16 protein-coding genes and 2 tRNA genes are annotated in these 21,749 nt (G+C 60.3%); 12 read left to right on the top strand and 6 right to left on the bottom strand.

Annotation, left to right across the window (positions count from 1 at the left end; genetic code table 11):
* Nucleotides 1-23 precede the first annotated feature (23 nt).
* On the top strand, nucleotides 24-1,424 hold the full coding sequence (locus tag ACOQOT_RS07910) for a sensor histidine kinase (RefSeq protein ID WP_420561787.1): 1,401 nt from the start codon (nucleotides 24-26) through the stop codon (nucleotides 1,422-1,424).
* Nucleotides 1,425-1,529: 105 nt separating this feature from the next.
* The gene (locus tag ACOQOT_RS07905) at nucleotides 1,530-3,389 is read left to right on the top strand and encodes an ABC transporter ATP-binding protein (RefSeq protein ID WP_420561786.1); all 1,860 of its coding nucleotides are present in this window, start codon (nucleotides 1,530-1,532) and stop codon (nucleotides 3,387-3,389) included.
* A 75-nt stretch (nucleotides 3,390-3,464) separates the two neighbouring features.
* On the opposite strand, the gene ACOQOT_RS07900 is transcribed toward ACOQOT_RS07905, so the two are convergent.
* Nucleotides 3,465-3,540: transfer RNA gene (locus ACOQOT_RS07900), tRNA-Asn, on the bottom strand.
* 103 nt (nucleotides 3,541-3,643) lie between these two features.
* Between ACOQOT_RS07900 and ACOQOT_RS07895 the strand changes: the two genes are divergently transcribed.
* Nucleotides 3,644-3,955, top strand: a complete 312-nt coding sequence (locus tag ACOQOT_RS07895; protein WP_420561785.1) for a hypothetical protein — start codon at nucleotides 3,644-3,646, stop codon at nucleotides 3,953-3,955.
* A 3-nt stretch (nucleotides 3,956-3,958) separates the two neighbouring features.
* Here ACOQOT_RS07895 and ACOQOT_RS07890 read toward each other — a convergent pair whose 3' ends face one another.
* Nucleotides 3,959-5,071, bottom strand: a complete 1,113-nt coding sequence (locus tag ACOQOT_RS07890; RefSeq protein WP_420561784.1) for a polysaccharide deacetylase family protein — start codon at nucleotides 5,069-5,071, stop codon at nucleotides 3,959-3,961.
* Nucleotides 5,072-5,278: 207 nt separating this feature from the next.
* Between ACOQOT_RS07890 and ACOQOT_RS07885 the strand changes: the two genes are divergently transcribed.
* Nucleotides 5,279-6,571, top strand: a complete 1,293-nt coding sequence (locus ACOQOT_RS07885; protein ID WP_420561783.1) for a polysaccharide biosynthesis C-terminal domain-containing protein — start codon at nucleotides 5,279-5,281, stop codon at nucleotides 6,569-6,571.
* Nucleotides 6,572-6,610: 39 nt separating this feature from the next.
* Here the strand turns inward: ACOQOT_RS07885 and ACOQOT_RS07880 are convergent, their stop codons facing one another.
* Nucleotides 6,611-8,791, bottom strand: a complete 2,181-nt coding sequence (locus ACOQOT_RS07880; RefSeq protein WP_420561782.1) for a GumC family protein — start codon at nucleotides 8,789-8,791, stop codon at nucleotides 6,611-6,613.
* Between the two features lie 284 nt (nucleotides 8,792-9,075).
* Here ACOQOT_RS07880 and ACOQOT_RS07875 point away from each other — a divergent pair, with 284 nt between their 5' ends.
* From ACOQOT_RS07875 to ACOQOT_RS07860, 4 genes are read left to right on the top strand one after another with little or no spacing between them, the layout of a single operon-like run.
* Nucleotides 9,076-9,642: a polysaccharide biosynthesis/export family protein gene (locus ACOQOT_RS07875; protein WP_420561781.1), complete on the top strand. Its 567-nt coding sequence runs from the start codon at nucleotides 9,076-9,078 to the stop codon at nucleotides 9,640-9,642.
* Entirely contained in the window at nucleotides 9,642-10,832 is a 1,191-nt protein-coding gene (locus tag ACOQOT_RS07870) for a glycosyltransferase family 4 protein (RefSeq protein ID WP_420561780.1), read from the top strand. The genes ACOQOT_RS07875 and ACOQOT_RS07870 overlap by 1 nt, the downstream gene beginning before the upstream one ends.
* On the top strand, nucleotides 10,829-12,349 hold the full coding sequence (locus tag ACOQOT_RS07865) for an undecaprenyl-phosphate glucose phosphotransferase (protein WP_420561779.1): 1,521 nt from the start codon (nucleotides 10,829-10,831) through the stop codon (nucleotides 12,347-12,349). The genes ACOQOT_RS07870 and ACOQOT_RS07865 overlap by 4 nt, the downstream gene beginning before the upstream one ends.
* 11 nt (nucleotides 12,350-12,360) lie before the next feature.
* Complete coding sequence (locus tag ACOQOT_RS07860) at nucleotides 12,361-13,680, top strand: O-antigen ligase family protein (RefSeq protein ID WP_420561778.1); 1,320 nt, start codon at nucleotides 12,361-12,363, stop codon at nucleotides 13,678-13,680.
* 42 nt (nucleotides 13,681-13,722) lie between these two features.
* Here the strand turns inward: ACOQOT_RS07860 and ACOQOT_RS07855 are convergent.
* Nucleotides 13,723-13,796, bottom strand: a tRNA-Cys gene (locus ACOQOT_RS07855).
* A 203-nt stretch (nucleotides 13,797-13,999) separates the two neighbouring features.
* Between ACOQOT_RS07855 and ACOQOT_RS07850 the strand changes: the two genes are divergently transcribed.
* The 4 genes from ACOQOT_RS07850 (at nucleotide 14,000) to ACOQOT_RS07835 (ending at nucleotide 19,849) form a co-directional block, all read left to right on the top strand.
* The gene (locus ACOQOT_RS07850) at nucleotides 14,000-14,665 is read left to right on the top strand and encodes a protein-L-isoaspartate O-methyltransferase family protein (protein WP_420561777.1); all 666 of its coding nucleotides are present in this window, start codon (nucleotides 14,000-14,002) and stop codon (nucleotides 14,663-14,665) included.
* Between the two features lie 209 nt (nucleotides 14,666-14,874).
* The gene (locus tag ACOQOT_RS07845; RefSeq protein ID WP_420561776.1) at nucleotides 14,875-16,230 is read left to right on the top strand and encodes a TolC family outer membrane protein; all 1,356 of its coding nucleotides are present in this window, start codon (nucleotides 14,875-14,877) and stop codon (nucleotides 16,228-16,230) included.
* Nucleotides 16,231-16,341: 111 nt separating this feature from the next.
* The gene (locus tag ACOQOT_RS07840; protein ID WP_420561775.1) at nucleotides 16,342-16,998 is read left to right on the top strand and encodes a DUF2497 domain-containing protein; all 657 of its coding nucleotides are present in this window, start codon (nucleotides 16,342-16,344) and stop codon (nucleotides 16,996-16,998) included.
* Between the two features lie 175 nt (nucleotides 16,999-17,173).
* The gene (locus ACOQOT_RS07835; RefSeq protein ID WP_420561774.1) at nucleotides 17,174-19,849 is read left to right on the top strand and encodes a valine--tRNA ligase; all 2,676 of its coding nucleotides are present in this window, start codon (nucleotides 17,174-17,176) and stop codon (nucleotides 19,847-19,849) included.
* Between the two features lie 50 nt (nucleotides 19,850-19,899).
* Here the strand turns inward: ACOQOT_RS07835 and ACOQOT_RS07830 are convergent, their stop codons facing one another.
* Both ACOQOT_RS07830 and ACOQOT_RS07825 read right to left on the bottom strand, forming a co-directional pair.
* On the bottom strand, nucleotides 19,900-20,304 hold the full coding sequence (locus tag ACOQOT_RS07830; RefSeq protein WP_420561773.1) for a DUF2852 domain-containing protein: 405 nt from the start codon (nucleotides 20,302-20,304) through the stop codon (nucleotides 19,900-19,902).
* 187 nt (nucleotides 20,305-20,491) lie between these two features.
* Nucleotides 20,492-21,580 (bottom strand): Zn-dependent alcohol dehydrogenase, encoded by a 1,089-nt coding sequence (locus tag ACOQOT_RS07825; RefSeq protein ID WP_420561772.1) that lies wholly within the window; start codon nucleotides 21,578-21,580, stop codon nucleotides 20,492-20,494.
* Between the last annotated feature and the right edge of the window lie 169 nt (nucleotides 21,581-21,749).

Here is a 21,749-nt window from a genome sequence, read left to right as displayed (position 1 = left end):
CACAACAACATAAAGAAGGTTTCATGCCCTTTCGTTATTTCAGGATCAATGGCCACGCGGTTGACATGGTCGCCCTGTTTTTGGGCCTCGGGCTTGTCCTTCTTTTGGTGACGGGCGCGCTTGCCTCTTATCTTGCCATCGAAGGGCGCGATGCGGGCCGGGATGTGCAGCGCACGATCGAGATACAAAATGCCGCCCGCCGTCTTTTCGGTATTCTGCAGGATGCGGAGACCGGCCGCAGCGGCTTCCTCGTCACCCGGGAACGCAAATACCTGCAGCCTTATGCGAACGCGCTTGCTGCCGTCGATGAAGCGCAAAAGCAGCTTAAGGAACTGACCCAGGATAATCCCATCCACCAGGTGCGGCTCGATGTGCTCGACCGGCAGATGGAAATCAAGCTGCAGGAATTGCGCGAGACGGTGCAGCTCGGTCTGTCGGGCAATTACGGCGCGGCGACCGCGCTCGTCAAAAAAGACCACGGCAAGGAAACGCTGGACAATATCCGCACCGAAATTTCCCGTATCATCGCGGAGGAAGACCGGCTCCTGCGCGAGCGTCAGCTTGTCTATGACACGAACAGTTTCTGGCTGATCGTGACGATTTTCACCGCGTTGCTGCTGACCGCTATTTCCTCGGTGGCCGCTGCTTTCGTCGCCCGCAGCCGCTTTCTTTCCGAACAGGAAAGCCGGGCGGCACTTTCGGAAATCAATATGGAACTGGAACGGCGTGTTAGCGAACGCACCTCCGACCTTGAAGCGGCGAAGCTCAAGCTTGAGACCGAGTTCATGCGCGCGGAATCGCTCTTGCGGGACCTGCATCACCGGGTGGGCAATTCACTGCAACTGGTCGCGTCGTTCCTCGGGCTGCAGGCCAATCAGACGGAAAACGATGAAGCGGCGGTTGCGCTGCGCCGGGCACGCGAGCGTGTGCTGGCCATTGCCTCCGCCCAGCGCCGCCTCCGCCTGACGGAAGAGGGTGAGAGCGTCGATGCCCATACTTTCCTTTGTTCGATCGTGGATGATCTGAAAACCAATTTGACCGCCCGCGGTACGCTTTCCATCGACTGCAATGCCGAAGACATTCAGATCCTTTCCAAGGATGCCGTGACGCTTGGCGTGATCGTTACGGAGCTCGTGACGAACTCGCTCAAATATGCTTTCCCGGATGGCATGAGAGGCTCCATCCAGGTCCGCCTGACCCAGGAGCATTTGGGTGATACGCTGTCGCTCATTGTGGAAGACAATGGCATCGGCATCCGCAGCGATGCCTATAAAGGCGGGCGCGGGGGACTTGGCACCCGCATTGTGGACCGGCTATCGGCGGCACTTGGCGGCGACGTGGAGTGGCTGGAACTGGATGAGGCATCGAACGAGCGGCCTGGCACGAAAATCCGGATTATTTTTCCCAATACCAGTGATATTTAATCACCTGAGAAGCTGTTTTTCCGGCTTTAAGATGGCTGAAACGGCCACTATATGAAGGCTCCGGACCTGCGGGCCGGTTTCATGTGCCTTCGATTGCAGGTCCTGATGTTCCGTTTTTTCGAAAATCTCGTCGATCCTTTTCCCGCCGCCGAGCCCGAAGTGCCGCCGCGCAAGCTCGGCACGTTCATCCTGCATTATTCCCGCCCGATCCTGCCTTGGCTTCTGGTGACGGGGCTGCTGACGGCGCTGCTCTCGGCGCTCGAAGTCGTCTTTCTGAATTATATGGGCACGCTGGTTGACTGGCTTGGCGAGGCGGAGCGGGAGACGTTCTTTGCCGAATATGGCTGGGAGCTTGCTGGCATGGGCGCGCTGATCGTTATCGGCTTCCCGCTGCTCATCGTGCTGCAATCGCTGTTCACGCATCAGACGGTCTTTGGCAATTACCCCATGATCGGGCGCTGGCTCATGCACCGCCATGTGCTGCAGCAAAGCATGAGTTTCTTCCAGAACGAGTTTGCCGGGCGCATTTCGCAAAAGGTGATGCAAACCTCGCTCGCCATCCGCGAGACGGTGATGAAGATGGTCGACGTCTTCGTCTATGTCAGCGTCTATTTCACCGGCGCTGTGGTGCTTATGGGGCAGGCCGATCTTTGGCTGCTTGTGCCGCTCATGCTCTGGCTCGCGGGATATATAGGCCTGCTCATCCATTTCGTACCGCGCCTGCAGCGCGTTTCCATGGCGCAGGCCGATGCGCGGGCCCATATGACGGGCCGTGTGGTGGATAGCTACACGAATGTGCAAACGGTCAAGCTTTTCGCTCATACCCAGCGCGAACAGGATTATGCGCGCGGCGCGATGCAGGAATTTATGGGCACGGTGCACCCGCAAATGCGTCTCGTCACGCAGCTTACCGTGTCCTTGCAAACGCTAAACTCGTTTCTGCTTGCGGGCATCGGCGGTGTGGCGATTTATGCCTGGTACATCTCGGCGATTTCTCTCGGCTCGATCGCCGTCGCCATTGCACTGATCATGCGCATCCGGGCGATGTCCGACTGGTTCCTATGGGAAGTAGCGGGGCTTTTCGAGAATGTCGGCACCGTGCAGGACGGCATGAGCACCATCGCACAGTCCCAGACGGTCAAGGATGCGCCGGACGCTCGCGCGCTGGAGGTGCACGAGGGACAAATCGAATTCGATCATATCCGCTTCAATTACGGCCAGGGCGTGAAGGTGATCGACGATCTCTCCCTCACCATTCACCCGGGAGAGAAAGTCGGCATCGTCGGGCGCTCGGGCGCGGGCAAATCCACCCTCGTCAATTTGCTGCTGCGTTTTCACGATCTGGAAGGCGGGCGCATCCTCATCGACGGGCAGGATATTTCCAAGGTCACGCAGGAATCGCTGCGCCGGAAAATCGGTATGGTGACGCAGGATACTTCGCTGCTGCACCGCTCGATCCGCGACAATATCTGCTACGGCAAACCGGATGCGACGGAGGCCGAAGTGGAGGCTGCCATCCGTCAGGCGCAGGCGGACGGCTTTATCGGCCAGCTTGAAGATGAACAAGGGCGCCGGGGGCTTGAGGCCCATGCCGGCGAGCGCGGGGTGAAACTTTCCGGCGGACAGCGCCAGCGCATTGCCATCGCCCGGGTGCTGCTCAAGAACGCGCCGATCCTCATTCTGGATGAGGCAACTTCCGCGCTCGATTCGGAGGTCGAGGCCGCGATCCAGGAGCAGCTTTACAGCCTGATGGAAGGCAAGACCGTGATCGCCATTGCCCACCGGCTCTCGACTATTGCCGTACTTGACCGGTTGATCGTTATGGATGGCGGCAAGATTGCGGAAACCGGCACTCATGATGAGTTACTGGAGCGGGGCGGGCTTTATGCCGACCTTTGGAAGCGGCAGTCCGGCGGTTTCATCGGGCTCGATTTGAACGCCCAAAATACCGAGGCAGCCGAATAGGGCTCTCACTAGGGCCCTCAATAGGGTTCCGGCAAAACAAAACCGGCCCTGCCATAAAGCAGGACCGGTTTGAATTGGCTCCCCGGGCCGGACTCGAACCAGCGACCGATCGGTTAACAGCCGATTGCTCTACCAACTGAGCTACCGGGGATCAGATCGGCGTGTTTGCGCCGATGGAGGTTGCATATATCAAAGGATTCCGGGCAATGCTAGCCCTCTTTCGTCTGTTTTTTCCACCCAGATGATCATATCTGTTGAATATTTTCCGGGGACTTAATGGCCAGGCTCAAAACAGGGATTATGCTGCGATAATGGCGCATGTAACCATCAATGGGCGGCGGTATCCGCTGCCGGGTTCCCCCTTTATCCGGCTGCCCCTCGGGCTTGCGCTGGTGGTGGGCGGCATATTCGGGTTTTTGCCCGTTCTGGGTTTCTGGATGGTGCCGCTTGGGCTGGTGATTCTCTCGGTGGATTTTGCCCCGATCCGGCGCCAGCGCCGCAAGCTGGAGGTTTGGTGGGGCCGCCGCCGGCAGCGGAAAAAACAAGCCGCGGGCCCGGCCGAATAGGCCTCAGGCCACACCGAGCGAGGGAATCAGGCGGCCGAAGGGGAACGGTACGCCGCTCATCAGCACATCGATCAGCCGGATATCCTGATAATCACCGTTCAGCGAAATGCGCGGCAGGGCTGTCATGTACTCCTGGTGATGCTCGAAAATCAGCCCCTTGCGTGTCGTCGTGGCGGTTTCAAAACCCAGCTCCCGGGCAAGGCGGAATTCGCGCTCGCCAGCAGAACTTGCATCGCCAAAAGGATAAGCGAAGTGCCGGGGCATTTCGCCGATATGGCCGGCAATTGCTTCCGCGCCACGTTTCATTTCCATGCGGGCGCGTTCTTCACTGACTTTGCAGAGCGCAAAATGGTCCACTGTGTGGCTGCCGATGGTCACGAGCGGATGGGCGTGCAGCGTTTTTACATCGTCCCAGCTCAGGGCGCTTTCTTCGGTGATTTTGGGAATTGAGATACCATGCTGAGCGGCAAGCTGCCGGATGGCCGCGCGCAGCGCGTCTTCATCCATGGCGCGCAGCGGCCAGTATAGCCGCGCAAAGGCCAGGTCCATCTGCCGGGCGGTCTTTGCGGGCATGGAAACGTGGCGTCCGCCAATCTCGGTTTCAAGATGATCCGCTTTGCGGATGATTTCTTCAAGCGCCACCCACCAGATTTCCATTGTGCCGTCCGGCATCCCGGCGGAGACATAGATCGTCATGGGCGCATCGTGTTTTTCGAATACGGGAAGCGCTTGTGTCAGGTTATCTTTGTAACCATCGTCGAATGTGAAAACGGCAAAGCGCCGTTTTGCGCCATGGCGCAGCCGGTGTACCGCTTCATCCAGCGTAACAATGTCATAATCGAGATCGCGCACACGGTGCAGCACGCGGTCGAGCATGTCAGGTGTGATTTCGAGAATGCGGTTCGGGGCAAATTCCGGCAGGGGTTCGGTCCGCACACGGTGCAGCATGAATATGGCACCGTTTCCACGCAGAGCTGCCGGCGCCCAGGACGGGGCACCAATCCAGTTCAATGCGTGAAGTGCCTGCTTCAGCAGCGCCGTCTTCATGCTTTCCCTCCAGACCTGAAACTGCGCGTCGATCTCACTCTCCCTCATCAACCCTTCAATTTTGTTCATAAAACCTTTCGTTTCCGTTAGGGATATGGACTGTGGGAAAAGGGAACGCCAGTCCATAATGCTAACCATTCATCAAGTACCGGGCATGCATTCTGAACGTGAATATTCAGACAGTTCGGGGCCATGCAATCAGTCCGCGACAAAATAGGCGATCATAAAGGGGGCGCGTCACTGCTGGACGCTCTAACCAGACTTGTGGGCCGGTTTATGGGCGACGCCGATCTTGGCGCCGTCGCTAAGGGCGCCTTTTTTGCCATGGGCATTCGTGTTGGCGGCGCGGCGGTCGCGCTCGTCTCGCAGGTGCTGCTCGCACGCTGGATGGGTGTCTTCGAATACGGTGTCTTTGCCTATGTCTGGGTCTGGGTGACGCTGCTCGGCTTTATCGCCGGTCTAGGCCTGCCCGATGCGATCATGAAATTGCATGCGCAGTACCGGGCGAAAACGGACTGGGAGCGCATCCGCGGCGTGCTTGTCGCCAGCCGGCGCATGGCCTTTTCCTTCGGTCTTTTGCTGATGGGGGCCGGCTGGCTTTTCCTCTATGCCGGAACGTCGCTTATCGATTCATACTATGTGGCGCCTTTTGCGATCGGGCTTTTATGCGTACCCGTGCAAGCTTCGGCAGATGTGCATGGCGGCATGGCGCGGGCCAATGGCTGGGTGAACCTTGCCTATATGCCGCATTATATTTTCCGCCCGCTCGGCATCCTGCTCATCGTCGGCACGATGGAATTTTCCGGCATGAGCCCGACAGGGATAAGCGCCGTTGCGGCGCTGTTCGGCGCCGTGGTCGCCGCCTCGACCGGGCAATTCGTCATTTTAAAGTGGCGGCTCCATAAGCATTTCCCGCGCCCGAAACCGATTATCGAATCCCGTATCTGGCTGTTGATCGCCTTGCCCTTCCTGATGATCCAGGGCTTCGAGCTCGTCATCGAGAATATGGACACGATGATGATCGGCCATTATCTGATGCCGGAAAGCGTCGGCATTTATTATGCGAGCGTGCGCATCAACAGCCTGGCCGGTTTCGTGCTCTTTTCGGTGATGGCGCTGGCAACGCCGAAGATCGCCGAATTTCATGCGGCGGGTGACAAAGATGATCTGCGCCGCTTTCTTTCCCGCGTCACGCATATGATTTTCTGGCCAACGCTCGGCGTCGTGCTCGGCCTCGTCGTGCTGGGGCCGTTCCTGCTCGGGCTTTTCGGCGGAGATTTCGGCGCGGCATATCCTGCATTGCTGGTGCTACTGGCTGGGATGCTGGTGCGCGCTGCAGGCGGGCCCGTCGATTACCTGCTCAATATGACCGGTCACCAGAAGCACGCCACCATCGCTTACGGCATCGCGGCGAGCACGAACCTCGTGCTCAATATCGCCTTCATTCCGCAATGGGGCATTTTGGGTGCGGCTATAGCCACTGCCGTCTCGCGCATTCTTTTGACGCTGATCCTCAGCGCAACCGCCTGGCGGAGGCTGGGCATACGGGCTTTCGTCTTCGCCCGCTAGGGTCGCGGTTTCTAGAGAGACATAAGGAAGAGAAGCTCTTTAGCCCCGGGCGTCATCGCCTGTCAGGGAGCGGTATTCCTTGGCGCTCATCTGGGTGAGCACCGTGCCGACGCGCCGGCTCGTGGCGGCGGCCAGCTGCTTGACCGCGCGGGTGACGGCAAGACGGCCCGTGCGGCGCCATTGCACCGCCAGGATCGTGACATCGGTGAGGCGGGAGAGAATTTGCCCGTCGCCGCTCTCGCTCAATGCAGGCGTGTCGACGATCACATAATCATAGGCCTGCGCGAGTGCCTGCAAGATCCAGATCATACGTTCGGAGCCAAGCGCCGCCGTTGGATTGGTGAGCGGCGTTCCGGCTTGAAGAATATGCGCGCCCGTCATCGGGTCGCGGTGAATGACGTGCTCGAAGGAGGCGCGGCCCGTCAAAACTTCACTGAGGCCCCAGCGTGCCTGATCGCCGAGCGCGCGGTGAACGGAAGGCGTGAAAAGATCCGCTTCCACAAGAATGACGCTCCGCCCGCCAAGGGCGATGGTGCGCGCGAGACCGAGCGCCAGGGCCGTGCGTCCTTCACCGCGCAGGCAGGAGGTGATGGTCACGCTTTTGGCCGGGCGGCCATTGACCCGGGCCGTCATGAGATGGCTGAGCAGGTTGCGCAAGCTTTCGGCAAATGGTGTGTGCGGCCGGTAAACGAGATTGGAGGTAAGCTGGCCAAGCGGCGTGCGCTTGCCGGTACCGGGCACGATACCGAGGAAAGGCGTGCCCGTTGTGCGCTCAAGCTGCTCGGGCGTGAGAAAACCGGGCGCCAATACCTGCACGACAAAGGCCGCGGCAATGCCGCCGATCAAAGAGGCCGCAACGGCCAGAACGCCAAGGGCGCCTTTTTGCGGGAAAGAGGGCTGTGAGGGCGGCTCGGCCAGTGAAACGATACGGGCATCGGCGGCGCGGGCATCGGCCTCGGCTTTAGCAGCTGCGGCTTCGTAACGCGTCAGAAAGCTTTCAAGCAGCTGCCGGTTGGCTGCGGCTTCCCGTTCCAGCGCGCGCAATTCAACCTCGTTCTGGTTGAGTGCGCCCATCTGGCGTTTCAGCTTGTTCAGATTGGCTTTGATGGTGGAAACGCGGGAGCGGGCGATCTGCGCCTCGTTTTCAAGCGCCGCGCTGATCTTCCTGATTTCCTGGGAAATCTGTGTCTGCAAATCCTTCAGATTGGCGACGGCCTGCTGCATGCGCGGATGGGAGGGTAGCAGCGTCGCGGACATTTCCGCGATCTGTGCCTGAAGCTGCACTTCCTGCTGGCGCAGGTTCTGGATAAGCGAGCTGTTCAACACTTCGCCCACCGTATCGATATCGCGTTCACCGGCGGCAAGGTCGCGCGCGAGGCTAAGGCGCGCCTGAGCCTCGGAATAGGTGGCTTCAGCAAGAACGAGCTGGCTCGTCAGTTCCGAAAGCTCTCGCTGAGGCAGCGTTGCCCGGTCCGAGGACTCGCCCGTCATGAAGAGCCCGTGCTTGGAACGGAAGCGTTCGGCGGCAGCCTCAGATTTTCGCACTTCGCCGCGCAGCGTGTCGATCTGCTCGCGCAGCCAGCCCGTGGCCTCGCTATGCAATGCCTGGCGGGTCTCGATCTGTTTTTGGATGTAAAGTTCGGCCAGCCGGTTGGCGACGCTGGCCGCCCGTTCCGGCACCTCGGAAGTGAAATTGATCGAAATGACCCGGGATTCGCCTTTGCGGTAAATCGACAGGCGCCCTTGCACCTTATCTACGATTTCGGATAGGGAGACCTTGTCCTTCTTCTTTGCGCTGCCTCCGAAAAGCGCGCCGAGCCCGTTTTCCTTGCGCAGGGAGGAATTGAATTCCGCCGTCTTGTCGAGGCCGGTCTCGCTCACCAACCGCGCGATCATGGAATAGGAAATGAGTTCCTGGATTTCGCTTTCGACTGCGCCCTGGTCCGGCAAGGAAAGCGGGGAGAGATCGTCGAAACGGGAAATCTCTCCGGCGCGAGGCTCGATGCGCAGCAATGTTTCTGCCGTGTAGGTCGGCGTAACGGTCGCTATGAAGGCGAACGCGATGAGGAGAATGACAAGCGCCGTGCCGCCGACAACAGCTTTGCGGGCCCAGATGCCGCGCAGCAAGTCCCACGGATTGACGGTGTCCTCTCCCGACCCGCCTGCCGGACGGCGGCGGTCTCCGAAGATCACCTGAGATGAAAGGCTCGGCGTCGACATATGCGTCCATCGAAAAGGACGGCCCCCAAAGGCCCTCCAGCCAGCGTCAAAGTCGATCCGCGCAAGTGGCGGATGTCCCCATTCAAGCCACCAGTAGACGTTGTTTAGGTAACGGAAGATTTAACGGGGCCGGGCAGAAGCGCAATTTTGGCAAAGGTTTCAACGGCATCGCAGCACCGGGCGGCATTTGCGATTTGCCCCCGCCTTGGAATTCATTAACCACTCTTCGGGTAAATTCACGAAAACGCGAAGACTTTCACCGCCCTCCACCGGAGAGGCGGGACATGGGGTTAACGATGCTGCGCCTCCTTATGACCGCTTTCCTCGCGCTCACCCTGCAGGCTTGTTCTGCGGGCGGGGTGATCAGCGAGCGCCCACTTGCCGGAAACGATGAGCCTTATCAGCTCGATTCCGGCGATCAGGTGCGTGTGGTGGTGTTCGGCCAGGAAGATCTGACGGGTGAATACACGATCGACGGCAGCGGGCAGATTTCCATGCCGCTCGTCAACGGCATTCAGGCGCGCGGGCTGACTATTCAGGAACTGGAAGCGGAAGTGGCGCGGGTTCTGGGCGAAAGCCTTTTGCGTAACCCGAATGTCTCGGCGCAGGTCATCTCGTTCCGTCCGTTCTTCATTCTGGGCGAGGTAACCCAGTCAGGCCAATATCCTTATGTGAACGGCATGACGGCCCGCACGGCGGTTGCGATTGCCGGCGGGTTCACCTACCGCGCCGATCAGAGCTATGTGCGCGTCACGCGCAAGCGCGACGGCAAACTCATCGAACTTGAGCTGCCGATGGACGAACTCATCCGGCCCGGCGACACGGTCTATGTCACGGAGCGGTATTTCTGATGGCAGAGCGTGCGCCCACCAGCTTGAAAGGTTTGAAGATCCTGCATTGCTTCCGTGCGCCCATGGGCGGGCTTTTCCGGCATGCGCGCGATCTCGTGGAAGCTCAGGTTGAGGCGGGCGCGATGGTCGGTGTGATCTGCGCGCGCGAGGCAGGGGATGCTTTGAGCGAGGACCGCCTTTTGGCGCTCGAACATCACTGTGCGCTGGGGCTTCACCGTGTGCCGATGGGACGTCTGCCGGGGCTTGGCGATATCGGTGCGATCCGGCAGGCCGGCGCGCTTACCAGCGAGCTTGGCGCTACTATTCTGCACGGGCACGGCGCGAAAGGCGGGCTTTATGCACGCCTTGCCACGGGCGGCAGAGGGGTCTTCCGGTTTTATACGCCGCATGGCGGTGCGCTTCATTACAGCCGGGTGAGTCCGGCGGGACTTGCCTTTCACGCCGTCGAGCGGGCGCTTTGGGCGCGTACGGACGGGATCATTTTTGAATCCGAATATGGGCTTGAAACTTATCGCTCCCAGGTTGGCGGCACACCGCCGCGCCATGCCGTCGTGCACAACGGATTGCGGGAAGACGAATTTGTGCCTGTCGCGCCGCGCGCCGATGCGGCGGACTTCGTCTATCTCGGTGAGGTGCGCGTACTGAAGGGCATTGCAACGCTCCTGGAGGCCATGGCGCAGCTTGGCGGGCAGAGCAGATTGGCGCTGGTCGGTGCCGGGCCGGACAAAGCGCTTTTTGAAGCCAAGGCAAAAGAACTCGGTCTTGAGGCGCGCCTGTCCTGGCATGCGCCGATGCCCGCGCGTGAGGCGTTCGCACTTGGGCGCTGTCTCATTATGCCTTCTTACAAAGAGTCTCTGCCTTATGTGGCACTCGAAGCAGCTGCAGCTCGGGTACCCATGATTGCAACGCGCGTCGGCGGTATGGCGGAAATTTTCGGTGCCGAAGCAGCCCGCCTTGCGCCAGCAGGCGATGTTGCGGCGCTATCGGGGGCAATGAAGAAATATCTTTCATGCGGGCAGGATGAAACCGCGGCTGAGGCCGCGCGTCTTCAGGACCATGTGCGCGCAACCTTCAGCCTGAAGGCCATGGCCGAAGGGGTGGCACAGGTCTATCTCGCGGCGATGGAAGCGCGGCGCGCAACCAAGCCGGCGCCCGCGCACGGCCACGCACTCACAGGGGTAAAGGGATGAGTATGCCAAACGCGCCGGGTGCGGCGCCTTCCAATCACCCGAAGAAAAGCGACTATAGGGAAGGCAAACCCACCGGCGCCATTCCGCGTGTCGAACGGCGCAAGCCCGTGAAATCCCGCGTGCCGCCGCTCTTCATTCAAACGGCAGCGCGGCTGGGGGAGGCGGGCGTTGTCGCACTTGCCGGTGCCCTTATATATTTGCTGCACGGCGAGCGGCTTGGCGAGATTTTCGGCGCATCGACCTTCGCCTGGTTGGTGACGGGGGTGACGCTCTGTTTTGCGGCGGGCGCTGAATTTTCCTCGCTCTATAAAATCCGCATGCTCGCGCATATCTATCGCGGCCTCGGGCCGCTCGTTTCCGCCTGGTCTGCCGTTGCGGGCATTGCTTGCATGGCGCTCTTTTTTCCGCTGGGCGCAAGCCCGGCTGCGCTGCGCTGGCTTGTCGATTGGTATTTCATCGGTCTTGCGGGTCTCGTAACGGCGCGGGCATTCTCTCAAAGCTATATTGCCCAGTGCCAGCGCGACCACCGATTGACGCGCCGGGTGGTGGTCGTCGGCGGGGGTAAGGATGCAGACCGTCTTTCGCAACTCATCCAGAAATCCGGGCGCAGCGATATTGAAGTATGCGGGTTTTTCGATGACCGCCAGGATGAACGCAGCGAGAGTGAGGTAAACGGCTTGCCGAAACTCGGCACCGTCAACGAGCTTTTGCGGTTTGCCCGTTCCAACCGCGTCGATCTTCTGATCGTGGCGCTGCCCCAGGCGGCGCAGGAACGGGTCAATCAGCTTGTTTCCAAGCTTTGGGTATTGCCGGTCGATATTCGCCTTGCTTTGCCGGATGCGGATGAAGACGCGGACGGTTCCCGCCTTGGCGAACTGGCGCTTAAAAGCCTCTATGACAAGCCGATGAGCGGCTGGGACCTTGCCGTCAAAACCGTTGAGGACCGGGTGCTAGGTGCGCTCGCATTGCTTTTGACGGCGCCGCTCTTTCTCATCATTGCGGCGGCCATCAAACTCGACAGCAAAGGGCCTGTCTTTTTCAAGCAGCGCCGCTTCGGCTTCAATAACGAGCTGATCGAAGTCTATAAGTTCCGCAGCCTGAAGCACGAGGATGCCGACGCCAATGCCTCGAAACTCGTGACTGCGGATGACGACCGGGTAACGAAGGTGGGCGGCTTTTTGCGCCGCACGAGCCTCGATGAATTGCCGCAGCTTTTCTCCGTCATCAAAGGCGAGATGTCGATGGTCGGCCCGCGCCCCCATGCGGTGCTCGCCAAGGCAGCAGGCGATCTTTACGGCGAAGCGGTCGATGGCTATTTCGCGCGCCACCGCGTGAAGCCGGGCATGACGGGCTGGGCGCAGATCAATGGCTGGCGCGGGGAAACCGACACCCATGACAAGATCGCCAAGCGCACGGAATACGACCTTTATTATATCGAAAACTGGTCGCTGCTGTTCGATCTCTACATTCTGATCAAAACCCCTTGGGCCTTGCTCAAGGGAGAAAACGCTTACTAAAGGGCCGGGCGATGAGCGACGGCTGGAGCATCGATCATTCTTCAAGAGCGCGTGAGGCTGTGCTGCGCAACCCTTGGGAATGGGCGAGCGCCGCGTTGATCTTCCTGCTGCTTCTTTTCAGCTCGTATCTCAAGAGTGATGTGTCGAAAGTCGCTCAGCCCGCCGTTTACGATTTTCTGATGGCAGGGACGGTCGCGCTGCATGTCATCTTGCGCATCCGTTTCCCGAAAGAACTGAGCTGGCCCGTTCTGCTTTGGCTTTTTTTGATGTTGGGCTACGGGCTCGGTGCGCTCGACGCGCTGCTGCCGCAGCGTGCCCGCGACTTCATGCTGGTGATGAGCTACCTCATCGTCTCTTTCGTCTTTTTCGCGGCCATGATCTATGACGATCCGAGAAGGCGCCTGCCCGCCATCTGGTGGGGTTATGTCGGCGCGGCGTTGATTGCATCGCTGACGGGGATTGCTGCTTATTTCGGGCTTTTGGCCTCAGCCGAATTTTATCTGCGCTTTGGCCGCGTCACGAGTTTCTTCAACGACCCGAACGTCTATGGCGCGTTTCTCGTCGCGCCGACGCTTTTCGTTGCCTGCCGGCTCAGCCTTTCCACCTCGTTCAAAGATCTTTTGCTGCTGCCGGTGCTGGGCGTTTTGGTGCTCGGTATTTTTCTCAGCTTCTCGCGCGGGGCCTGGGGCAATCTTCTGCTGTCCGGCGCGGTCTTCATGGTGCTGGCTTTCATCACCAGCCGCTCACCTGTGCAGCGCTTCCGGCTTATTCTGGTAACGGCGCTGGCGGCAGGCTGCGGCGTGGCGATTATCGCCTGGGCGCTTTCCGCCGAATCCGTTTCCGATCTCTTTGCCCAGCGCTTTTCGCTCTCCCAGTCTTATGATGTGGGCGAGGGCGGGCGCTTCGACCGGCAGATTAACGCGCTCCAGCAGGGACTGACCGCGCCGCTCGGCATGGGCCCCGCACAATGGGAAGAGATCACCGGTCTTGCCCCGCATAATGTCTATCTCAACATTCTGATCGCGGGCGGCTATCTCTCGTTCCTCTCCTATCTCGCCTTTATCGGGCTAACTTTGGTGCGGGGTACCAAGGCGGCCCTGCGCCAGCGCAGCGCCTACCAGCCTTATCTCCTTGTCGCCGTGGCGGCGCTGGTCGGCCATGCCGCCGAATCGCTCATCATCGATGTCGATAACTGGCGGCACCTCTTTCTGATTTTCGGGCTTTGCTGGGGCGGTATCGCCATTGCCGCGCGCGAGGCGCGGGAAGAGGCGGGGGATTGGCGGCTGGCGGCGGCGCGCCCGCCCGTCATGGCGGACGGATTTCACGCCTGATAGGGCTATGCCCAGGGTTTCCGCGTTATTTAAGGGGAAATTTGGAGGCCACGCCCGGAATCGAACCGGGGTATACGGATTTGCAATCCGCTGCGTCACCACTCCGCCACGTGGCCTCTTTTGCCGCCGGGCGCCCGGTCCGGCCGGGCCACCCTCAGGGCAGGCCGGGGATATAGCAAGAGTTTTGGCTGAGGACAATGTGGAAACGCGCCTCAGGGTGGAATAGGCTATCGCGAATTGTCTTTGCCGTGTCAGACCTTTATAACCCGCTCGAAGACAGCAATGGGCACAGCGCCCGACCCAACTCCTAGGAAATCTCATGGCCGACTATACTGATGCCCGTTTGAACATGGTGGATAGCCAGTTGCGGACCAGCGGTGTTACGGACCCGCGCGTGCTGGACGTAACGCAGGAAGTCCCGCGGGAGATTTTCGTGCCGGCTGCCTTGCGCCCGGTTGCCTATCTGGACGGGGATTTGCGGGTTACGGGTGCAGGCGAAACGCCGCGCTATGTGATGCGGCCTTATTCCTTCGGCAAGCTGCTGGAACTGGCGGTGATCCGCGAGGGGGATGTGGTGCTCGATATCGGCACGGCGACGGGCTATTCGGCGGCCGTGCTGGCGAAACTCGCCGAAACCGTGGTGGCCGTGGAAAGCGATGAGGACCTTGCCGGCAAGGCGACCGCCAATCTCGACACGCTGGGCATCACCAATGCAGCCGTTATTACGGGCGCTCTCGAGGCCGGCTATGCCAAGGGCGGTCCTTATGATGTGATCGTACTGGAGGGCGCGGCGGAGTACCTTCCAGCCGACTTGCTGGACCAGCTCAAGGAAAATGGCCGTCTGGTGACGATTTTCCATGAAGATGGCCGCAGCCGGGGCCGGATTTACACGAAAAAGCGCGGAACGGTGACGTTCCGGGACGCTTTTGACGGGTCTGCCGAGCTTCTGCCGGGCTTTGAACTCAGCGAAGGGTTCGTTTTCTGACGAATTATCAGCGGCGGGTCTTCTAAATGGCCGCAAACGCGACTACTTTTCGATAACGTTAAGGTGGCACTCACGTTTTTTGCCGAAACTGAGGAATATAGGCCTTTGGGCCTGCTCAGTTTTATCCGAGGGTGCAGGGGATTACCGTCCGGAGTTGAATGATGCGAACCACTTTTAAAGGGACGCGCCGCAAGCCCTTGATCGGTCTTATGGGAGCAACGTTTTTGGTCAGTCAGGCCTGGTGCCTGCCGGCCTCGGCGGAGTCGCTCTACGATGCGATGGCTGCGGCCTATAACAGCAACCCTGCCCTGGCCGCAGAGCGCGCCCGGCTGCGCGCGACGGATGAAAGCGTTGCCCAGGCAAAGGCCGGCTGGCGGCCCACCATCACCGCGACGGGCACTGTCGGCACGGTGGAAACGGACACGGATTCGGCCGTTCCCATCCCCCAGTTCGGCGGCAAGCAGACGGTGGACCCGATTACCGGGGCCGTTAACGTCACCCAGCCGCTCTTCCGCGGCGGCCAGACTATTTACGGGACGCGCCGGGCCAAGGAAAGCGTCATGGCAGGCCGGGAAAACCTGCGTAATGCCGAGCAGAACACGCTGCTCGATGCCGTGACGGCCTATATGGACGTGAAGCGCGATGAAGCTGTGGTCGAATTGCGCAAGAAGAACGTCGCCGTGCTGCGCCGCCAGCTTGAAGCTGCGCAGGACCGCTTCAATGTGGGTGAGATCACGCGCACGGACGTTGCCCAGTCCGAAGCCCGTCTCAGCCTTTCTCAGTCCAATCTCATTCAGGCCGAAGCCAATCTGACGGCAAGCCGCGCTGCCTATCAGCGCGTCATCGGCCATGCGCCGGCCTCGCTCGATGCGCCGCCCGCCTTGCCGGCCTTCCCGGAAAGTGAAGCGGCCTCTATCGAGATTGCGCGCGCCAACAATCCGGTTCTGCAGGCAGCGCGCCATGCCGAACGGGCCGCAGATCATGCGATCGATGCGGCCAAAGGCACGCTTTTCCCGCAGGTGTCTCTGGAGGCAGGCTATAGCCATGCCGAAGAGCCGTCCTCGACGACGGCGCGCCAGGATGAAACCCGCGTGACGGGCCGTCTCACGATCCCGCTTTATCAGGCAGGCGCGGAATATTCACGGGTCCGCGAGGCCAAGCAAATTCATGCGCAAAACCGCCTGCAAGTGGCCGATACGCTGCGTCAGGTGGATGAGAGCGTGCAGAACGCCTGGGAACAGTACCGGGCCTCGAAAGCGGTGATCCGCTCGAGCACGGAGCAGGTTAACGCCAACGAAATCGCGCTGGACGGCGTGCGCCAGGAAGAACAGGTGGGCGCGCGCACCACGCTTGATGTGCTGGACGCCGAGCAGGAGCTTCTGGATTCCCAGGTGCAGCTCGTTTCCGCCCAGCGGAACGAATATGTGGCCGGATTTTCGCTTCTGGCCGCCATTGGGGGACTGTCTGTGGAGCAGATTGGGCTTGATGTCGAGCGCTACGATCCGCAGCGCAATTATGAGCAGGTGGCCGATAAGTGGATCGGCTGGGGTATCGAAGACGAATAGGAGGGGGCCGGCATAACGTTTGTTAGCATCCTGCATGTTATGCAGCAGATGTGGCCAAGAACGACCAAGGGCCATAAGCTGGCAAACCGATCAACCGGACAGGTGCGATAGATGAGTAGCAATAGCGACGGTCAGGAACCGACCATGGAGGAGATCCTGGCGTCTATTCGCCGGATCATTTCCGAGGATGGCAGCAAGGGCGACGCGCCGGCACCGGAGGCTGAGGCCGAGCCGGAAACGAGCGATGAGTCGTTCGAAGAAGACATTATGGAACTGACGGAAGCGCTGGAAGCGGCACCGGTCGCGCCGCCGGAACCTGAGCCAGAACCCGAGCCTGAGCCCGAACCAGAACCCGAGCCGGAACCCGAACCGGAGCCGGAACCGGAACCGGAACCCGAGGTTTCCTTCGACATTGAAGAACCGGCGGAAGAAGAAGCCGATGTTGCTTTCATGGAAGAAGAGCCGGAGCCCGAACCTGAGCCTGAGCCCGAGCCAGTTGCTTTCGAGCCGGAGCCTGCGCCTGCGCCGCGCCAGGAAATGACGGATGACCGCCTGCTTTCCAACGAAGCTCAGAGCGCAGCGTCTGCCGCCTTCGGGGCGCTGGCCAGTTCCATCCTCACCTCGTCGGGCAATTCCCGCACGCTGGAGGATCTGGTGGCCGATATGCTCAAGCCCATGTTGAAGGATTGGCTGGACGCCAACCTGCCGGAAATGGTCGAGCAGATGGTACGCGAGGAGATTGAACGGGTATCGCGGCGGCGGCCGTAACCACTCCTGCATGACAGAGTTTCGGGCCGCTTCGTGATCACCGCGAGGCGGCCCTTTTCTTTGCCATGCTTGATGCCTTCGGGCGGCTGTGCTCTAAACCGGGCGCGCCTTTCATGATTGCGGACCGGGCTCCGCACCCTGCTTTTCAAGCAGCTTTTTGAACAACGAGGACGACATGCTGGACAAGACCTACCAACCGCAAGAGGCCGAAGAACGGCTTTACCGGGCCTGGGAGGAGAGCGGGGCGTTTCGCGCCGGCGCGGGCAAAGCGGGCGAGGGCGCGCCCACCTACAGCATCGTCATTCCACCGCCCAACGTGACGGGTTCCTTGCATATGGGCCATGCGCTCAACAACACGCTGCAGGACGTGCTCATCCGTTTCGAGCGTATGCGGGGCAAGGACGTGCTCTGGCAGCCGGGCACCGACCATGCGGGCATCGCGACGCAGATGGTTGTCGAGCGGCAGATGGCGGCGGAAGGCGCGAATGTGACGCGGCATGATTTGGGCAGGGAAGCCTTTGTCGAACGCGTCTGGCAGTGGAAGGGCGAATCCGGCGGGACGATCATCAATCAGCTGCGCCGCCTCGGCGCTTCCTGCGACTGGAGCCGTGAGCGCTTCACCATGGACGAAGGGCTCTCCAAAGCGGTGCTGAAAGTCTTTGTCGAACTTTACCGCGACGGCCTCATCTATAAAGACAAGCGGCTTGTGAACTGGGACCCGAAACTCTTGACCGCGATTTCGGACCTCGAAGTCGTGCAGAAGGAAACGAAGGGCAGCCTCTGGCATTTCCGCTATCCGGTGGAAGGCGAGGAAGGCACGTTCATCACCGTCGCCACCACACGGCCGGAAACCATGCTGGGCGATACCGCCGTTGCCGTGAACCCGGAAGACGAGCGCTATCAGCATTTGATCGGCAAGAACGTCAAGCTGCCGCTGGTCGGCCGGCTCATTCCCATTGTCGGCGATGAACACGCGGACCCTGAGCAAGGCTCGGGCGCGGTGAAGATCACGCCGGCTCATGACTTCAACGACTTTGAGGTCGGCCGCCGCCACGATTTGCCGATGATCAATATTTTCGATCAGCATGCGAAGCTGAATGAAAACGTGCCAGAGAAATATCAGGGCCTCGACCGGTTCGAAGCGCGCAAGCGTATCGTTGCCGATCTCGACGAACTCGGCCTTCTGGAAAAGATCGACGATTACACCTTGCAAGTGCCTTATGGGGACCGTTCGGATGTGGTGATCGAGCCTTGGCTGACGGACCAGTGGTATGTGGATGCGGCAACGCTCGCCAAGCCCGCCGTCGAAGCGGTCGAGCAGGGCAAGACCCGTTTCGTGCCCAAGAACTGGGAAAAGACCTATTTCGAGTGGATGCGGAACATCCAGCCCTGGTGTATTTCCCGTCAGCTTTGGTGGGGCCATCAAATCCCGGCCTGGTACGGCCCGGACGGGGAAATCTTTGTTGCTTATGATGAGGCGGAAGCCGCCTCTCTTGCCAAGGCTCACTACGGAAAAGAGACCGAGCTGACGCGCGATCCGGATGTGCTCGATACTTGGTTCTCGTCCGGGCTCTGGGCCTTCTCGACGCTTGGCTGGCCGGACAAAACGCCGGAACTCGAGCGGTATTACACGACGAGCGTGCTCGTAACCGGTTTCGACATAATCTTCTTCTGGGTGGCCCGGATGATGATGATGGGCCTGCACTTCATGGATGATGTGCCGTTCCGCGATGTTTATATCCACGCCCTTGTCCGCGACGAGAAGGGCCAGAAGATGTCGAAGTCGAAGGGTAACGTTATCGACCCGTTGAGCCTTGTCGACGAGTATGGCGCCGATGCGCTGCGTTTCACGCTGGCGGCGATGGCCGCGCAGGGCCGCGACATCAAGCTGGCGACCAGCCGGGTGGAAGGCTACCGCAATTTCGGCACGAAGCTCTGGAACGCCGCCCGCTTCTGCGAGATGAACGAATGCGTGCGCCAGGAAGGGTTCGACCCGGGCGCCGTCCAGCATACGCTGAACCGCTGGATCGTGGGCGAGGCCGAAGAGACCGCGCGCAAGGTGACCGAAGAGCTTGAGGGCTACCGCTTCAACGAGGCGGCGGGCGCGCTCTACCGTTTCGTCTGGAACGTCTTCTGCGACTGGTATGTGGAATTCTCAAAACCGCTCCTGAATGGCGAGGATGAAGCCACAAAAGCAGAAACGCGGGCGACGGCGGCCTGGGTGCTCGATCAGATTTTGAAACTGCTGCATCCCTTCATGCCCTTCCTCACTGAAGAGCTGTGGCAGCGCACGGGCGAAACCGGCGCACCGCGCGCCAGTATGCTCATCGTGGCCGACTGGCCCGCACTGGAAGGGCTCACCGATGAAGCCGCGCAAAGTGAAATGGACTGGGTGATCCGCTTCATCACTGACGTGCGTTCGGTGCGCGCGGAAATGAACGTGCCCGCGGGCGCGAAAATTCCGCTGCTCATTTCGGGCGCGAATGAGACGAGCCTTGCCCGGCTCGAGCGTCACAAGGACATCATCACGCGCCTTGCCCGCCTTGAAAGCGCCGAAGTGCTGGACGGCCCGGCGCCCAAAGGCTCGGTGCAGATCGTACTGGATGAAGCCACCATCCTGCTGCCGCTTGCCGGTGTCATGGATCTGTCCGCCGAAATGGACCGGCTGAAAAAAGAAATCGACAAGCTTGCCAAAGATGTCAAGCAAATCGATCAGAAGCTGGCGAACGAGAAATTCGTTTCCAAGGCGCCGGAACATGTGGTCGAGGAGCAGCGCGAGCGCCGGGAAGAGGCTTTGGTGAAACAGGCCAAACTGTCGGACGCGCTCAAGCAGATCGAAAACATGTCCTGATCCCATTGCGTCACCCCTGGGCTTAAGCCCAGGGGTGACGCGGGGGGCGTTTAAACGGAAGTGGAACTATCCGCCGCCGGGCCTTTGCGCGAGGCCATGAAGTCCTCGAATTCCTTCTCGTCCTTGGCGCGGCGCAGGCGGTCGAGAAATTCCTCGAAGGCGTGCTGCTCTTCTTCGAGCCGTTTCAGGGTTTCTTCCCGATAGGCATCGAAAGCTGTGTTACCTGTCGGGCGGGACCGGTGCCGGCGGCCCGCGTGTCTGCAGCTATTCTTCCAACCGCGCATTTTTCCGCTCCAAATCATGTAACCGAGAATGGCAAGGCCGAGTGGCCAGAAAACGATGAACCCGCCGATCATCATCGCGATCCAGGCGCCTTTCGGCCAATCGTCCATCCGTTCAAGGCCGATGGCTGCAAGGGGACTGCCGGATGAGGCGGCGTTTGCAGAGTGAGACATGGGTGTCCTCCGTTGGTGACCTTTTGGAAATGAGCGGGGTGGCGGTCCGTTTCAAGCGGCGGGAAAGCGTTGTTACAATTTGTAAAATGGCGGAAACGGTGCGTTTTGAGCAGCCTTCACGGCGCAGATATGCAAAAGGCGGCGCTCATCCGCGCCGCCTTCTCCATGCCGGGGGTCAGCGCCCCATTTACTGATCGAACATAATGACGGAGCGGGCGATCTCGCCTTTTTTGAGCTCTTCGAACGCCTCGTTCACATCTTCCAGTTTGATGCGGCGGGAAATCATCTGATCGAGTTTCAATTTACCGTTCATGTAGAAATCGACATAGCGGGGCATGTCCACGGGGAAACGGTTCGAGCCCATGTTGGAGCCCTGGATGCGTTTTTCCTGCAGGAACTCCGCGCCGTGCAGTTCGATATGCACGCCGACGGGGATCATGCCGATGATGTTGGCGGTGCCGCCTTTGCCCAGCATCTTGAAGCTCTGCTCGGCGGTTTGCTTGAGGCCCACGGCTTCGAAAGAGTGGTGTACGCCGCCGCCCGTCAGGTCCAGCACCTGCTGCACCGGATCGCCGTCTTTCGCGTTGATGACATCCGTCGCGCCGAATTCCTTGGCAAGATTGAGCTTCGAGCCGATGGCGTCGATGGCGATGATCCGCCCGGCGCCGGCAATCGCCGCGCCATTGATGGCGGCAAGGCCAATGCCGCCGCAGCCGACAACGGCCACGGTCTCACCCGGACGCACGCTCGATGTGTGAATGACCGCGCCGACGCCGGTCGTCACCGAACAGCCGATAAGGGCGGCAAGATCGAGCGGCATGTCTTTACGGATCGGCGTGCAGGCATGTTCGTGAATGAGCATCTGCTCGGCAAAAGACGAAAGATTGAGGAACTGGAACATCGCCGCATCGTCGGCGGCTTTCAGGCGCTGCTCTTCTTCGGCCTGGCGCTGTGTCTCCGGGCTCATGCAGCGGGAAAGATGCCCCGTCAGGCAATGCTCGCAATGCCCGCAATAGGCCGACAGACAGGTAACGACATGATCGCCGGGCTTCACCGTGCGCACTTCCGAGCCGACCTGCTCCACGACACCTGCGCTTTCATGGCCGAGAATGGCGGGCAGCGGGTAGGGGTATTTGCCTTCCAGAAAGTGAAGGTCGGAATGGCAGACGCCGGCCGCGACGGTGCGGATCAGCACTTCATGGGGGCCTGGCTTGTTGATCTGCACATTTTCGATTTGAAGCGGTTTCCCCACTTCGCGCAATACTGCCGCTTTCATGGCTTTCTCCCTGTTCGTTTCCGCTTATGCGCCGCACGTGAGCCCGTGCGTTGAGAAAATCTTGACCCCGGGGGGCGCGAGGGTCAATTGGAGAAAGGGCGCACCCTAGGCGAAGCGGGCCAATCGGCGGAAAAATACCGTTTCCGGGGTGGTTCGCCCCGCCTTTGCT

It is taken from the genome of Tepidicaulis sp. (assembly GCF_965222285.1).
GTDB lineage: Bacteria > Pseudomonadota > Alphaproteobacteria > Parvibaculales > Parvibaculaceae > Tepidicaulis.
The sequence above is the reverse complement of the archived record's forward strand: the minus strand, read 5'-3'. Positions and strand labels throughout refer to the sequence as shown.

Bases quoted from the DNA above. Each gene is read 5' to 3' on its own strand.
- ACOQOT_RS07865 (WP_420561779.1), top strand. From the start codon at position 10,829: ATGAGTATGCCAAACGCGCCGGGTGCGGCGCCTTCCAATCACCCGAAG.
- ACOQOT_RS07890 (WP_420561784.1), bottom strand. From the start codon at position 5,071: ATGAACAAAATTGAAGGGTTGATGAGGGAGAGTGAGATCGACGCGCAG.
- ACOQOT_RS07845 (WP_420561776.1), top strand. From the start codon at position 14,875: ATGGGAGCAACGTTTTTGGTCAGTCAGGCCTGGTGCCTGCCGGCCTCG.
- ACOQOT_RS07830 (WP_420561773.1), bottom strand. From the start codon at position 20,304: ATGTCTCACTCTGCAAACGCCGCCTCATCCGGCAGTCCCCTTGCAGCC.
- ACOQOT_RS07860 (WP_420561778.1), top strand. From the start codon at position 12,361: ATGAGCGACGGCTGGAGCATCGATCATTCTTCAAGAGCGCGTGAGGCT.
- ACOQOT_RS07885 (WP_420561783.1), top strand. From the start codon at position 5,279: ATGGGCGACGCCGATCTTGGCGCCGTCGCTAAGGGCGCCTTTTTTGCC.
- ACOQOT_RS07840 (WP_420561775.1), top strand. From the start codon at position 16,342: ATGAGTAGCAATAGCGACGGTCAGGAACCGACCATGGAGGAGATCCTG.
- ACOQOT_RS07835 (WP_420561774.1), top strand. From the start codon at position 17,174: ATGCTGGACAAGACCTACCAACCGCAAGAGGCCGAAGAACGGCTTTAC.
- ACOQOT_RS07870 (WP_420561780.1), top strand. From the start codon at position 9,642: ATGGCAGAGCGTGCGCCCACCAGCTTGAAAGGTTTGAAGATCCTGCAT.
- ACOQOT_RS07875 (WP_420561781.1), top strand. From the start codon at position 9,076: ATGGGGTTAACGATGCTGCGCCTCCTTATGACCGCTTTCCTCGCGCTC.
- ACOQOT_RS07880 (WP_420561782.1), bottom strand. From the start codon at position 8,791: ATGTCGACGCCGAGCCTTTCATCTCAGGTGATCTTCGGAGACCGCCGC.
- ACOQOT_RS07905 (WP_420561786.1), top strand. From the start codon at position 1,530: ATGTTCCGTTTTTTCGAAAATCTCGTCGATCCTTTTCCCGCCGCCGAG.
- ACOQOT_RS07850 (WP_420561777.1), top strand. From the start codon at position 14,000: ATGGCCGACTATACTGATGCCCGTTTGAACATGGTGGATAGCCAGTTG.
- ACOQOT_RS07910 (WP_420561787.1), top strand. From the start codon at position 24: ATGCCCTTTCGTTATTTCAGGATCAATGGCCACGCGGTTGACATGGTC.
- ACOQOT_RS07825 (WP_420561772.1), bottom strand. From the start codon at position 21,580: ATGAAAGCGGCAGTATTGCGCGAAGTGGGGAAACCGCTTCAAATCGAA.